General features: G+C 33.0%; 15 protein-coding genes. 5 read left to right on the top strand and 10 right to left on the bottom strand.

Annotated elements, in window-relative coordinates; all coding sequences use genetic code 11:
• Nucleotides 1-81: 81 nt before the first annotated feature.
• Entirely contained in the window at nt 82-783 is a 702-nt protein-coding gene (deoD, locus tag ACWNMZ_RS14450) for a purine-nucleoside phosphorylase (RefSeq protein WP_235251648.1), read from the bottom strand.
• A 243-nt stretch (nt 784-1,026) separates the two neighbouring features.
• Between deoD and ACWNMZ_RS14445 the strand changes: the two genes are divergently transcribed.
• Nucleotides 1,027-1,152: a hypothetical protein gene (locus tag ACWNMZ_RS14445; RefSeq protein WP_016203953.1), complete on the top strand. Its 126-nt coding sequence runs from the start codon at nt 1,027-1,029 to the stop codon at nt 1,150-1,152.
• 114 nt (nt 1,153-1,266) lie between these two features.
• Here the strand turns inward: ACWNMZ_RS14445 and ACWNMZ_RS14440 are convergent, their stop codons facing one another.
• A complete protein-coding gene (locus tag ACWNMZ_RS14440; protein WP_065429127.1) occupies nt 1,267-1,437 on the bottom strand; it encodes a YozD family protein in 171 nt (56 codons plus the stop codon).
• A gap of 219 nt (nt 1,438-1,656) precedes the next feature.
• Here ACWNMZ_RS14440 and ACWNMZ_RS14435 point away from each other — a divergent pair, with 219 nt between their 5' ends.
• Nucleotides 1,657-1,809: a hypothetical protein gene (locus tag ACWNMZ_RS14435; protein WP_155986736.1), complete on the top strand. Its 153-nt coding sequence runs from the start codon at nt 1,657-1,659 to the stop codon at nt 1,807-1,809.
• Here the strand turns inward: ACWNMZ_RS14435 and ACWNMZ_RS14430 are convergent.
• Both ACWNMZ_RS14430 and ACWNMZ_RS14425 read right to left on the bottom strand, forming a co-directional pair.
• A complete protein-coding gene (locus ACWNMZ_RS14430) occupies nt 1,801-2,511 on the bottom strand; it encodes a hypothetical protein (protein WP_031535996.1) in 711 nt (236 codons plus the stop codon). The two genes, ACWNMZ_RS14435 and ACWNMZ_RS14430, sit on opposite strands and share 9 nt — an antisense overlap.
• A 438-nt stretch (nt 2,512-2,949) precedes the next feature.
• Complete coding sequence (locus ACWNMZ_RS14425) at nt 2,950-3,189, bottom strand: YozE family protein (RefSeq protein WP_035416077.1); 240 nt, start codon at nt 3,187-3,189, stop codon at nt 2,950-2,952.
• 226 nt (nt 3,190-3,415) lie between these two features.
• Between ACWNMZ_RS14425 and ACWNMZ_RS14420 the strand changes: the two genes are divergently transcribed.
• Entirely contained in the window at nt 3,416-4,489 is a 1,074-nt protein-coding gene (locus ACWNMZ_RS14420; protein ID WP_031536000.1) for an SGNH/GDSL hydrolase family protein, read from the top strand.
• Between the two features lie 268 nt (nt 4,490-4,757).
• Here the strand turns inward: ACWNMZ_RS14420 and msrB are convergent, their stop codons facing one another.
• From msrB to rsgA, 3 genes are all read right to left on the bottom strand, one after another.
• Nucleotides 4,758-5,186, bottom strand: a complete 429-nt coding sequence (msrB, locus tag ACWNMZ_RS14415; RefSeq protein WP_031536002.1) for a peptide-methionine (R)-S-oxide reductase MsrB — start codon at nt 5,184-5,186, stop codon at nt 4,758-4,760.
• On the bottom strand, nt 5,186-5,719 hold the full coding sequence (msrA, locus tag ACWNMZ_RS14410; RefSeq protein ID WP_031536004.1) for a peptide-methionine (S)-S-oxide reductase MsrA: 534 nt from the start codon (nt 5,717-5,719) through the stop codon (nt 5,186-5,188). Before msrA ends, msrB begins: the two co-directional genes overlap by 1 nt.
• Before the next feature lie 168 nt (nt 5,720-5,887).
• A complete protein-coding gene (rsgA, locus tag ACWNMZ_RS14405; protein ID WP_031536006.1) occupies nt 5,888-6,940 on the bottom strand; it encodes a ribosome small subunit-dependent GTPase A in 1,053 nt (350 codons plus the stop codon).
• 382 nt (nt 6,941-7,322) lie between these two features.
• Between rsgA and ACWNMZ_RS14400 the strand changes: the two genes are divergently transcribed.
• The gene (locus tag ACWNMZ_RS14400; RefSeq protein WP_035416079.1) at nt 7,323-8,081 is read left to right on the top strand and encodes a DUF4397 domain-containing protein; all 759 of its coding nucleotides are present in this window, start codon (nt 7,323-7,325) and stop codon (nt 8,079-8,081) included.
• A gap of 76 nt (nt 8,082-8,157) precedes the next feature.
• Here ACWNMZ_RS14400 and ACWNMZ_RS14395 read toward each other — a convergent pair whose 3' ends face one another.
• The 3 genes from ACWNMZ_RS14395 to ACWNMZ_RS14385 all read right to left on the bottom strand — a co-directional run bounded on the left by ACWNMZ_RS14395 (nt 8,158) and on the right by ACWNMZ_RS14385 (nt 11,273).
• Nucleotides 8,158-8,733, bottom strand: a complete 576-nt coding sequence (locus tag ACWNMZ_RS14395; RefSeq protein ID WP_031536010.1) for a YpmS family protein — start codon at nt 8,731-8,733, stop codon at nt 8,158-8,160.
• 10 nt (nt 8,734-8,743) lie between these two features.
• Nucleotides 8,744-9,559 (bottom strand): SGNH/GDSL hydrolase family protein, encoded by an 816-nt coding sequence (locus tag ACWNMZ_RS14390; RefSeq protein ID WP_251629883.1) that lies wholly within the window; start codon nt 9,557-9,559, stop codon nt 8,744-8,746.
• Between the two features lie 193 nt (nt 9,560-9,752).
• Nucleotides 9,753-11,273, bottom strand: a complete 1,521-nt coding sequence (locus ACWNMZ_RS14385; RefSeq protein ID WP_449598665.1) for an ATP-binding protein — start codon at nt 11,271-11,273, stop codon at nt 9,753-9,755.
• A 246-nt stretch (nt 11,274-11,519) separates the two neighbouring features.
• Between ACWNMZ_RS14385 and ACWNMZ_RS14380 the strand changes: the two genes are divergently transcribed.
• Nucleotides 11,520-12,716 carry an IS256 family transposase gene (locus ACWNMZ_RS14380; protein ID WP_031540362.1) on the top strand — a complete coding sequence of 399 codons (1,197 nt, stop codon included), beginning with the start codon at nt 11,520-11,522 and terminating at the stop codon, nt 12,714-12,716.
• Nucleotides 12,717-12,992 lie beyond the last annotated feature (276 nt).

Below are 12,992 nucleotides of genomic sequence, written 5' to 3'. Positions count from 1 at the left end.
TTACAAACCTTTTATATTTTCTCATTAAAATGATTATATAAAGGTATGCCAAAGCATACCTTTATATAATCTATACTATTTTTATTTAATTGCAGCTTCTAAAGCCACTTCGATCATTTCATTGAATGTTGATTGTCTTTCCTGTGCCGTTGTTTCTTCTCCAGTTAATATATGATCGCTTACTGTTAAAACAGATAGAGCTTTACGATTAAATTTAGCAGCGATAGTATAAAGTGCAGCTGATTCCATCTCGATAGCAAGAATTTGATACTTAGCCCATTTCTCTAACTCAGAATTATCATTATAAAACATATCTGCAGTAAATACATTTCCTACTTTTAAAGATAGTCCTTTTTCAAGTCCACTGTCATATGCTTTTTTTAGTAAATCAAAGTCAGCTGTTGGCGCATAATCTACACCACCAAATGTTAAACGATTCATTTGAGAGTCAGTTGAAGCACTCATCGCAAGAATGACATCTCTTACTTTTACATCCTTTTGAATGGCTCCACATGTACCAACACGAATTAAATTTTGTACATTATAGCTACTAATTAACTCATTAATATAAATAGAAATAGATGGAACACCCATTCCTGTCCCTTGTACACTAATTCTTTTCCCTTTATATGTTCCAGTGTATCCAAACATATTACGGACTTCATTATAGCATTTAGCGTCCTCCAGGAAATTTTCAGCAATGTATTTTGCTCTTAATGGATCTCCTGGTAGTAAAACTGTTTCTGCAATTTCATGTTCTTTTGCACCAATATGTACACTCATTAGTATTTCCTCCAATTGATACTCTTTTCAATATTCCTACTCAAAAATATCATACTTATGAAAACTTCACTATTTGTACTATATCATATTCTAATATGCTGTAAAACATATTTAATTTTAGCATAACTGTTTTTTAAAAGGTTATACTAAAATTAGTTTTCCTCTACTAGGAAGGAAAACAGATTATCTAACTGTTTGAAAGCAAGTAAATGATAATGATAAATGCTTAAGAGGAGGATTATAATGGGAAAAAAGCATCGAAATCGTATAAATTCTCCAAAGAAAAATAATCATATACCAAAAGAAGCGATTATTGCTGAGCACGAAGCACATGGAAAAGAATATTCTGCAACAGGTCGGAAAAGATAGTTTTTAAAAAAGCGCTGACTTTCTTCTCCATTAAATAGGGAGAAGAAAGTCAGCGCTTCAAAAATTCATTTACTTACATAAAAAAAGGGCAAGGATTTAACCATTCTTATTTTTTTATTCATCAAGTTCCTCATCAATTATGCATTTTTCCAATAAATATTCAAATGTAATGTCAGCCAATTCTTCCATTTCACCTTCAGTAGGAACGAATCCCCTTTTTAATAGCTCACGAAAGAAAAACTCTGCTATTTCCTCAGTATCTATAATCACGTCGATTTCTTTCAAGCCTATCGCCCCCTTTTTAAAGAATATATGTGACATCTAAAAAAAAAATGCTTTCATAATAAAATTATCTGATAAAACTGACTTTATTTCAAGAAGAAATATCTACAATGCCAAATAATGAACGCAATTAAAAAATATCCTCCAGATAAGTTTAAAAAATAGACATGTTTATTAGAGCTTATACATATAGTTTTAGTAAAAAAAGGGAGGCATCCTATTATGAATAAAATCCAATATATAGTCGAAGATATAAAAGTAGATTTGAATAATGAAAACAGTGAGATCCTTACTATTTTTCATTCCCTTTTAAAAAAGCTCTTTACCCTACTTCTACTTAGCAGTGTACCGATGTTTATCTACCTATTATTCTAAATTTTTGGTTCCATTGTCCTTATCCGATCTGTTGCTTAATAGCTTCAATTTACGAAGAGTTAACTTCATTACTTGTTCATACTCAGCGTCTTTAAATAACGAATAAAGAATTCTGTAATCATTATATATATCTAACAAACCATCAATAAGCTCTTTCTTCTCCTTTGTTCTTTCTAACAATTCTTTTTCTGTCTGATGGAAGGAGCTACTTGATTTTTTAAGATCGATGGACTTTTGTTTTTTATCCATTATATATAAAAGCCCTAATTTTTGTATAAATGAATCAGCACTATCTGCATCTGCCACTAACGTTAATTCATCTTCTCCTGCCTCTAACCATTCACCATCACTAACTCTAGAAAGCTCGTAAATGACGTCTTCCCAAGCATCTGACTTATATCTCCAAATCTCTGTCCGAAATCCCATAATTTTAAAAAGGTTTGAACCATATCCTTTTACTTTCACTAAATCACCAATAAAGAAGCGATACTCTATATCGATTTTCTCTGAATCCATTATTTCTCCTTCATATTCAGACAGCATCTGTAGACTGGATTCTAAATATAATCCTTCACTTTTATTTACTTCATATACATGCATTTGATCTAAATATTTCACATCGGTAATTTTACCTACTGTACCATATATCGTGATTACAACTGTATCACCAATTTTGAATTTAGGTTTTTTTCGATTCGTCATAATTACTGATCCTCTCTAAACAAGATTGTGTGGCATTGCCTACTTATGCGGTTTTCCCCCACACTCTTGAGTAGAACATGTAATCAAATGAAGATGGGGGATATTAAAGGAATATAATCCTATCTTCAGTCACCATTTAATTTTCATCCTTTTTTGTTCGTCTACACTTTCACTTTCGCTTTTGTTTCTATTATCATATGCACTTATCTGCTATTCGCTCATAAAAATTCATGTATCCTAAAATCCAGTAGTTCCTTTTACTTTAAAACTTTTTATTCATTATATGTCTGTATGTCAATAGGAAGAATACATTCTTACGTTTAAGTACATGCAGTAGCTCTTCCTTTTTTCATTTAGGATATATAATTCTTAGAAAAAGGCAGTTACTTTGAAAAAAACCCAACAAAAAACACCCAAACAAATTCTTGCCGGATGTTTTCAATAGCTGTAATTTTTCTTTTCTTCTTGAAATAAGTATTGCTCCCAAGCCTCATCAAAAACGCGCATACTTGGAAGATAGTGCCCATTTAATTCTAAATAATCACTAATTTCGTCATAATCAAAGCTATTTTTAGGAAAATCATGATCAAGATAAGCGTCATTTGCAAATTCGCTAATTTGATCATTTGGTTCAGGGTGCCGAAACTTCATTAGAAAATGATAAAAGGATTTAGTCAAGATCTCACCTTCCTCGATCAATAGATATAACGTATACTATACATAAATGGAAATAATGGTGCAAGCGATACGGCCAATTTCCAAAGAAAATCTATTTGTTTGTCTATTTTATAAAAAGTCATTCTTTTGTCAGTAGAAATGCTTAGCTTATCCTTTAGTAGGGTAATTTAATGAACAGAATAAAAAAGGATCTCTTTTATATAAGGAGGGAAAATAAAAAAGAAAGATGAAGAAAGGAATTAAATATTTTATTTACTCTCTTATTTTTATCGCCATTCTTGGCATGCTGTATTTATTAATTCATTCGAAAAAACCGGAAAGAAATGTCTATGAAAAAATAGCCGATGGTAAAAAGGTGAACTACTTAATTGTCGGCGATAGTATAGGACGTAGCTCAGGTGCTAGCAATAATCAACATAAATGGTTTCAACTAGTAGAAAGAGGTTTAACGAAAAAATACGGTGGCGCCTTTTCTAGGCATTTAGTTGTTCAAAGCGGTGCTACAGCATTTGAAGGACTTTATAAATTGAAGAATAACTTGTCTAAAGATATAGATCTAGTCTTCATTGTTTTTGGAGAAAATGATCGTAAATATATGGATAACAAGCAATTTTATTTCTTATATCAATCCTTATTAGATGAAATTGTCATCCGATTTCCCCATGCTGAGTTAATTACCATTACCGAAAGTAGTTTGGATAACGAGGAATTTATTGATGTTATTAAACAGCTTTCAAAAGACTATTATGCTACAAACATCGATATGAGAATTCCATTTCGAAATTCTCGGCTATCTACTGAACGATTAACAAATGACCTTGTACATCCAAATGATTATGGCTACTATTTATATGCTCAAGAAATAATCCAAACAATCGATACAGCAATACGCAAAGATAAAAAAGTGCTTACTTCTTCCATCCCTGTGAATGAGGTAAGTAGTTTAGAAATGAATACGAATTATTCTTATCGCTCTATTGATCCATCTTTTCAAAATAAAAAAGGTTATTATACCTCAAATCAAATTGGTTCCACTATAGAATATCAATTCTCTGGATCATTTTTAGGTGTAAACGTGATTAGAAGTGAAAAAGGTGGAAAGATGGATGTATTTATTGATGATAACTATGAAACCACTATTTCAACATGGTGGCCATTTAAGAAAGAAAGGTCTTTATATGTAACAAGTGGATTAACCAATAAAGATCATACTGTTAAATTTCAAATTTCTGCTGACAAATCTAGATATAATATTACAGATCAACAACTTATCCAAATTTCTTCCATCATTACGAATTAGCTTTATTTAAAGGAAAAAAATGAGGTTTGGACAACAGCTGATATCAAATATTTTATTATGGTTTAAAAAGTCAAGTAGAGAAAAATGCGTTCCATTAGCTATAGACTTTTGCTTTCTGTAGCGCACGATCTTAAGCATCAGCCGGTTCACAAACACAGACCACCTCAAAAATAAAATAACCCGAACAATTATACGAAATTTCAATTAACATCTCCGTATAATTGTTCGGGTTTATATTTGGTTGGAATACTTTTATCCCTGTGTCTTCCTATTTTTCAAATAATCGCAAATACTTTCCGTATCCTTTTTCTTCTAATTCTTCTTTTGGAATAAACTTCATTGCAGCTGAATTCATACAATATCGCAAACCTGTTGGATTCGGTCCATCATTAAATACATGACCTAAATGAGAATCAGCTTCTTTACTTCTTACTTCTGTCCGAATCATCCCATGACTAATATCTTTTTTCTCCATTAATTCTTCTTCATCAATTGGCTTTGTAAAACTTGGCCAGCCACAACCAGCATCGTATTTATCGAGAGAACTAAACAAAGGCTTGCCAGAAATAACATCTACATAAATACCTTCTGAAAATTCATTCCAATATTCATTATGAAACGGCGGCTCTGTTCCATTATTTTGGGTAACTTCATATTGTATAGGGGATAATTTTTCCTTTAATTTGTCTTTTTCCATTACTTATCTCTCCAATTCTCTTGAATATAGGCTGCACGTCCTGAACCGATATGGTAACGATTGTAATGTTCAGGATTCTTTTTATAATATGCTTGATGATAATCCTCTGCAGGATAGAAGGTAGAAGCAGGCAGTATTTTTGTAGCAATCGGCTTATTGAACTTTCCACTTGCCTCTAATTGCTGCTTTGATTCTTCCGCTAATTGCTTTTGTTCTTCCGTATGATAGAATATCGCCGTTTGATAAGAAAGACCACGGTCAAAGAACTGTCCACCGGCGTCTGTTGGGTCAATTTGCTGCCAGTATATACGAAGCAGTTTTTCATACGAATATACACTCGGATCATATGTAATTTGGACAGCCTCATAATGTCCAGTAGTCTCTGAACATACTTCTTTATAAGTTGGGTTCTCTTTATGGCCTCCTGTATAACCAGAAACAACCTTTATAATTCCAGGCTCTTGATCAAAGGGCTTAACCATACACCAGAAACACCCCCCCGCAAATGTTGCTAATTCCGTTTTCTTTTCCATTAAAACAGCCCCTTTAAAAAACATTCTTCTCTTTATATTCCCTTATCTTGATCATTTCACACTATTAGCTTAATGTTTAAGAGAGAAATATGCAAAAATAATGGCTTTAGTGGAAAGTAAAGTCCTTGCACTAATTATGCTAGGACTTTACCTTTTAATGGTGGAAAATTATCTTTTTTTGGATTGCTTTGTCATGTTCTTCCATTTTTTCTTTTCTTCAGACTGTGCTTTCTTATCCTGTCGTCTTTCTAAAAAAGCTAATTCTCGCAATAATTTTTTATAGCTTTGCAGTCTTTCTTCCTTCAATTCTCCCTTTTCAATCGCTAATTTTACTGCACAGCCAATCTCTTTTTCATGCTGGCAATCTCTAAATTTACAACTAGATGAAAGCTGTTCTATTTCCGAAAAGCTGTTAGAAATGCCATCTTCACTATTCCATAATTGAAGTTCCCTCATTCCTGGTGTATCAATTAAGATCGCATGGTTAGGTAATAATACCATCTCACGATTAGTTGTAGTATGCCTTCCCTTTGCATCCGAACCTCTAATTTCCTGTACTTCCTGCTTTTCAAACCCAATCAAATAATTAGTTAAAGTCGATTTACCAACACCTGAAGAACCTAGTAAGGCGATCGTTTTTCCTGGAAGAAGATATGTTTGCAGTTCATCTAATCCCAAATTATTTACAACACTTATTGTAACAATAGGGACACCATAACTAACACCTTCTACTAGCATTATTTTTTCTTTTATATCAACAGCTAGATCGGCTTTGGTTAAAACAATAACAGGATTTGCTCCACTCTCCCATGTTAAAGTTAAATATCTTTCTAATCTTCTTACATTCAAATCTTCATTTAACGAAAAGACCAAAAAGATTGTATCAACATTCGCTGCAACTATTTGCTCTTCCGTATTATTACCAGCAACTTTTCTAGAAAATTTGCTTTTTCTCGGCAAAATAGCAGTAATTGTTCCTTTTCTTTCTTCTTTTCTTGGAGAAACGATAACCCAATCTCCTACAGCAGGATATTCTTCCCTTGATTGAGCATCAAAAGCTAATTTACCAGATACTTCACATAATAGCTCTCCAAAAACGGACCATACTCGATACATCCTTTTATGCTCTAGCGAAATTCTGCCGATTATTTGATTTGTCTTTGCTGCCTTTTCAAATTGTTCTTTTATCTTATTGTTATACCCAATTTTTATTAACTCCATCAATAGACCTCCAAATGTTTACATAATAAAAAACCATGATACAGCCCATGGTTTTTAACAAACATTTAAAAATCCACCATAATAAATCGATTAGTCCTATTATTAAAAAAATAGGAACTTTAATACGAACTTATGGTTGTAACCGTCTGGGCTGTATGCTATATAAGCTATTTACGTGGAATAAAATAATTTTGCTCATAATACATCAGCCTCCTTTCATCAATATCTTTATTATATAAATTTTCTAACTAATTGTAAAGCTATTTTCTCCTTATTCCTTAGGCACTTTCCCTAATCTTTGGCATATTCTATTCTCAGAAAGATTCTTAAATATGGTATTTCATATACACTGAAAAAATTATTATTCCGAGGAGTGAGTAGAATGACCCAAGATCAAAATCACTCAATACAAGAAGCTGGTATGTATAATGTATTAAGTGATTATTATAAATATACTAATCCAGAATTACATGTTTATTACTATCATAAACATCTTCAAAGCTTGAAAAGTGCTTTTAATCATGAAAGTAAATCTGCAATAGTGCCAGATATCCAACGTCAAAAGGAATATGGAAAAATAAGAATATTAAATGGTTCCCTGGCTACCGAAAATGTCGATATTTACCTAAATGGGATGCGTATGTTTAAAGACGTCTCCTTTAAAACAATGAGCAATGATTTAACCATACCTGCAGGAAAATACCAAATAGATATTTATGAAACTGGAAAAATGATTGATACATTATGTAGTCAGAAAATAAATGTAGAGAGTAATGTTTACCATACTTTTGCAATTGGTGGAGTAGATAATAAGCTTAAACTACATGATTATCCTGAATATCCAGTAGTACCTCCTAATGAAACAAAATTACGATTTGTTCAACTTGCAGACAACTTACCACCAATTGATATTGCCGTTCAAAAAGGGGATGTCGTCTTTCCCTCCATCCATTATAAAGGGGCAACTTCTTACTTAGGATTGTATCCAATGACCGTCTTTTTAGAAGCAAGAAAATCACAAACAAAGGAAGTAATCCAAGCATTTCCTGCGATAAGGCTGGAAGCTGATAAAGCATATACGGCCTTTATTGTTAATGGAGCGGAAGACAAAAGTAGTGAATTGCTTCTCTTTTCCTGTTAACAAAAAAAGGCTATCCTTAAAGCTCATACAAACAAATTTCCAATGAGCGTTTAAAGGATTAGCCTTTTTTAAGTTTCTATTCCGTTGGCAGCAATAAGTTAAATTGAATATTATTTTGTTCTAAATCAAACGTACTCATTTCAACTTGCATCCCATTTTTTAAGTCCATATCGGTTAAATGAACATATATTTCTTCATCACTCGGTTGAATATCAACCCATTCTGGGAAATTGTATTGGTTAGCGATAAAATTCATGATGTATGAAACTGGCAATGGCAGCTGACCAATGCTAATTTCTTTTTGTTTTAATAATAAATCACCGTTTTCCAATGCTATTGGTTCAAATGTTAATTTCATTTGAATATCAGTATTAAAAATTGGTAATGTTCCATATAACTCTACTTGATCTGCTATATTTATTTCATAATGAATGGGGCCATTTAATCCTTCTTGTTCTAAATAGTGATTTATTAACTTGGTTAAATCCTCACGATTTGTCGTTACCGCAAAAGGAACTTCTTCTCGCTGTTCTTTCTTCACGATTGTTGACTTCTCAACTGGTCTAAATATCATAATCGCTAAAATAATAATACTAAGTAATAGAACACCTAATAATGTTAAAAAAGCTACTTTCCATTTATTGTTAAACAACCTTTTCTCCTCAATTCTCTTCTGTTTGCAAATTCTCTAGTATATCCGCTAACGGTGCTGTTAACATTTTATTATAGATAGCCTCTGCTATGAGCTTATATCCCTGGTCATTAGGATGAAAATAATCTTCATACAATAAATCTGATGTCGGATTTTCAAAAATACTTTCAATGCTTACAAAATAAGTATGATCATATTCTGCTAATACTTTTTCGCTCGTGTTATTCCAATCTGTAACAATTTGATTCATTTCTTTTATATCTGAAAACATCTTAATAAAAGGATTGTATACTCCTACCAATATAATTACTGCATTAGAATTGTTAGTCCGTACATTTGACAGTATTTCGTATAGGTTATTTTCATATTCATTCAATTGTTCATTAAAGGATTCCACTTGTAAATTGGTGAAATTATTTCTTACTACTTTCATAATGTCATTTCCACCAATAGTTATTATGACTCCATCTGCTTTTTGGATTGCTTTGCTTACTTCCTCTGTTTTAATTCTTTTTAATAATTGATCTGACCTGTTGCCTCGTACTCCATAATTAACAAAATCTGCTTTATTTACTCCCTTTGTTTCTTCAAGTAAATCTTGCAGATAAGGAACATACCCTCCTTTTCCAGTGCTGTCACCAACACCTTGTGTAAGGGAATCTCCAACAGATACTATGGACATTTCCTGTGGTAAAAAACTTACCGGAATGTCCTTTTTTTCGGTCACTACAACATCTTTTTCCTTAATATAGAGCGTCTGATTAGAGCAGGAAACAAGCATCAAAAGAGAGAATAATAAAACAAGGAAGGTAAATGGTTTTTTCATTCTTTCACCTACCTTCATTTTTTATAGTATAGCATACTGATAAGGTTTCGAAATTATTTTATGCACTTATTTTTTTACCAATAGCCTACCTATATTCATATTATTCGATTTTAAAAAAAGTGAAACGCTTTCTCTCTTTTTCACTTCTTATTTTAGCGTTTTTATTTAAAGTAGAATTGCTGCATGTCTAAACTCAACTATGACTATCCTTTTTAGAAAGTGGGATATAAATCTTAAATATTGTCCCTCTTCCCTTCTCACTTTGTACTTCAATCCGGCCCTTCATTTGTTCTACCATTTGATAACAGACCATTAATCCCATTCCCGTTCCTTTTTCTTTTAATGAATAAAAAGCTGTTCCTAACCGATTTACCTCCTCATCTGTCATTCCAATTCCAGTGTCCTCTATTTCAAACACGCCATCATTCATTGTTGAATATAGATTAATGGTTATAGTCCCTCCATTTTTCATCGCTTCGATTGCATTTTTTAAAATATTTATTAATACCTGCTTCAATTCATTATTATTAGCTTCTATGTATACTTGCTGTATATTCTTCTTAAAGTGAATTCCCTTACTTAGCATTGCATAAGAATGCATTAGATCGATGACTTTATTTGCTAAATCTGCTCCGTCAATCTTCTTTGATTGTTCAACGTCAGGCTTTGCTAGTGATAAATAATCATTAATTATTGTTTCGGCCCTATTCATTTCTTCAATCATCAATTTAATATAGGTTCTTTCTTCTTCACTCATATGTTCTTTCGCATGAAATATTTGTAAAAAACCTTTGACAACCGTCATTGGATTTCTGATCTCATGGGCAACAGATGCCGCAAGCTGGCCAACGGCATTCATTTTCTCTGCCTTTTGCAGCTCACGATTCATCTTCATCGATTCGACAATATTATCCATTTGCTTAAGTGCTTCTTCCATTGTTGTTAATTGAAAATCCTTAGATATTGTACCAAGCTCCTTTGCCGTATTTGTCAATCTGTAAAAAAGAGAGGCAAGATTATCAACGACTTCATTAAAATTTCGCATTAAGCTTTGCAATTCTTTATTTCCACTTAATTCCATTTTTACTTCGAAGTTCCCGAAACTTAATTCATTTAAACTTATCATCAATTGATTTATAGGACGAAGAACTTTATTTAACCACCTTCTTAAGTATAGAAAAATCATTAAATAACTTATTAAAATAAACAAACCAGTTTGAATGATTATCTTCTTAAAAAAAATGAATTGATCATTGATCTTCGTGTCCATCCCTATAATTCCGACTAATTGTCCATTTTCATCATTAATAGGTGTAAAGGAACTCATATAATACTCTTCCTTTAATCTGTATATGCTACTATGCTGCATATCATGCGATGCAATTGATTTATTGTAAACGTCCATTGCTTTATCTGCTAAAGTATTAACATAATTGATTTCCAATTTTAAATCTTGGGGAGAAATAACTGCTATAGGAGCCTGTTCTTCATTTTCTTCTATTATTGATATATATATATTCTCCGGCATCTCTGAAAGTTTATTGTTAAAATCAGTTGAATGGATCACGTTTTGTAAAATTTGATTAGAAGTATTACTTTTCCATAATTTCATTTGAAAAGAAACATTGTTACTTAATGAAGTTAAAACTTCTTCTCCATCATTTTCAACATGTATTTTTAAATCTTGATAATGAAAATAAAAAATGAATGTCATAAAAAGAATTAAAAGGAAAAAAGGCAGAAAAAAAGATACTACTTGTTTTTTATTCACAAACGGAATATTACATATTTTTTTTATCATACTGGCCACCTATTTCTTATATTCCTTGGTCTGTATCAGTCAATAAGGTTATGAGAGTATAAAATATTTTGTGTAAATGAAAATTTCCATGTAAAAAGGAAGACCTTCTCTTGGTAGAATTAAGTCACCACAACCAATCCTAGAAAAGAGGTCTTCCCTATGAATCAGTTTACAACAGAAATTATCGATGCACTAGTAAAAAAACAAGATATTACCGAGGTTTTTCGTTCGCACTTGGAAATGGCGATCAACTCGCTACTTGTGACAGAGTTAACGGAATTTCTAGATTATGAAAAATATGACCGTATTGGCTTTAATTCAGGCAACTCACGCAATGGGTCTTATTCGCGTACGCTTCACACAGAGTACGGCGATTTAGCCATTCAAATTCCACGTGATCGCAATGGTGAGTTCAAACAACAGACCGTGGCTCCGTATAAGCGTTCGAATGATACGCTTGAAGATACGGTGATTCACCTGTTTAAAAAAGGCATTACGATGGCTGAAATTGCCCAGTTAATCGAAAAAATGTACGGCCATCACTATACGCCTCAAACGATTTCGAATATGACAAAAGCGGTTTCAGAAACAGTCGATGCATTTAACAACCGTTCGTTGCATAATCGTTACGTATGCGTGTATTTAGATGCGACGTATATTGCCGTGCGTCGTGATACGGTGTCCAAAGAAGCTGTCTATATCGCTGTTGGTATTCGCGAAGACGGCTCTAAAGAGGTACTCGCTTATACGATTGCCCCAACAGAGTCTGCTTACAACTGGCAAGAGCTACTAGAAGAGCTGAAAGACCGTGGTGTAGAAGACGTCTTATTATTCGTATCAGACGGCTTAAAAGGCATGGCAGACGCTGTTTTCACTGTGTTTCCAAAAGCAAAATATCAAGTCTGTTTAGTTCATGTCGGTCGCAATATTATGCATAAAGTACGCGTAGAGGATCGCAAGGAAGTCTGCGAAGATTTTAAAATGATTCACCAGGCAAAGGACGCCGAAGCAGCTGAGCTAGCACTTGGGCAGTTCTGCGAGAAATGGAGCAAATCGTACAAAAAAGTTACACAAGGCTTACTAAATAACCCGTATTTACTGACGTTTTATCAGTTTCCAAAAGCAATTTGGCGAAGCATCTACTCGACCAATTTAATTGAGTCGTTCAATAAGCAAATCAAAAAATATACAAAGCGCAAGGAACAGTTTCCGAACGAAGAATCACTGGAACGTTTTTTAGTGACGCAGTTCGAGGACTACAATCAACGTTTCGCCTCACGCTGTCACATCGGCTTCAATCAGGCACGTGCAGAGTTGGAAGAGATGTTTGAGCAGCTACATGAACCGACAAACTAACCGGGACGTGCCAGCGCGAAATTTGGGTGTCTAGGAAAGGGCTAGCCCTTTCCTAGACACCCAAATCAACACTTCGAACAAATCTATTTGAATACGAAGGTGATCATCTACCTTGAGAAGTTGAAAAGTCATTTACACAAAAATATTGACAGTACCAAGGTTATATCTAATGCTTTTAACACACAATTTCACAATTAAATACACTGCTTTACTTATAAGTGTGCCTAAATATAATTATTATCTTGATTCGACATTTTCGCTTAAATTCCCTTTAAT

It is taken from the genome of Niallia sp. Marseille-Q9988 (assembly GCF_976954375.1).
Note: the sequence above shows the minus strand (reverse complement) of the source record. Positions and strands in the feature narration are given on the sequence as shown.

Coding starts and splice junctions, on each gene's coding strand:
- ACWNMZ_RS14435 (WP_155986736.1), top strand. CDS start 1,657: ATGAATAAAATCCAATATATAGTCGAAGATATAAAAGTAGATTTGAAT.
- ACWNMZ_RS14380 (WP_031540362.1), top strand. CDS start 11,520: ATGAATCAGTTTACAACAGAAATTATCGATGCACTAGTAAAAAAACAA.
- deoD (WP_235251648.1), bottom strand. CDS start 783: ATGAGTGTACATATTGGTGCAAAAGAACATGAAATTGCAGAAACAGTT.
- ACWNMZ_RS14420 (WP_031536000.1), top strand. CDS start 3,416: ATGAAGAAAGGAATTAAATATTTTATTTACTCTCTTATTTTTATCGCC.
- ACWNMZ_RS14385 (WP_449598665.1), bottom strand. CDS start 11,273: ATGACATTCATTTTTTATTTTCATTATCAAGATTTAAAAATACATGTT.
- ACWNMZ_RS14445 (WP_016203953.1), top strand. CDS start 1,027: ATGGGAAAAAAGCATCGAAATCGTATAAATTCTCCAAAGAAAAATAAT.
- msrA (WP_031536004.1), bottom strand. CDS start 5,719: ATGGAAAAGAAAACGGAATTAGCAACATTTGCGGGGGGGTGTTTCTGG.
- ACWNMZ_RS14430 (WP_031535996.1), bottom strand. CDS start 2,511: ATGACGAATCGAAAAAAACCTAAATTCAAAATTGGTGATACAGTTGTA.
- ACWNMZ_RS14390 (WP_251629883.1), bottom strand. CDS start 9,559: ATGAAAAAACCATTTACCTTCCTTGTTTTATTATTCTCTCTTTTGATG.
- msrB (WP_031536002.1), bottom strand. CDS start 5,186: ATGGAAAAAGACAAATTAAAGGAAAAATTATCCCCTATACAATATGAA.
- rsgA (WP_031536006.1), bottom strand. CDS start 6,940: ATGGAGTTAATAAAAATTGGGTATAACAATAAGATAAAAGAACAATTT.
- ACWNMZ_RS14400 (WP_035416079.1), top strand. CDS start 7,323: ATGACCCAAGATCAAAATCACTCAATACAAGAAGCTGGTATGTATAAT.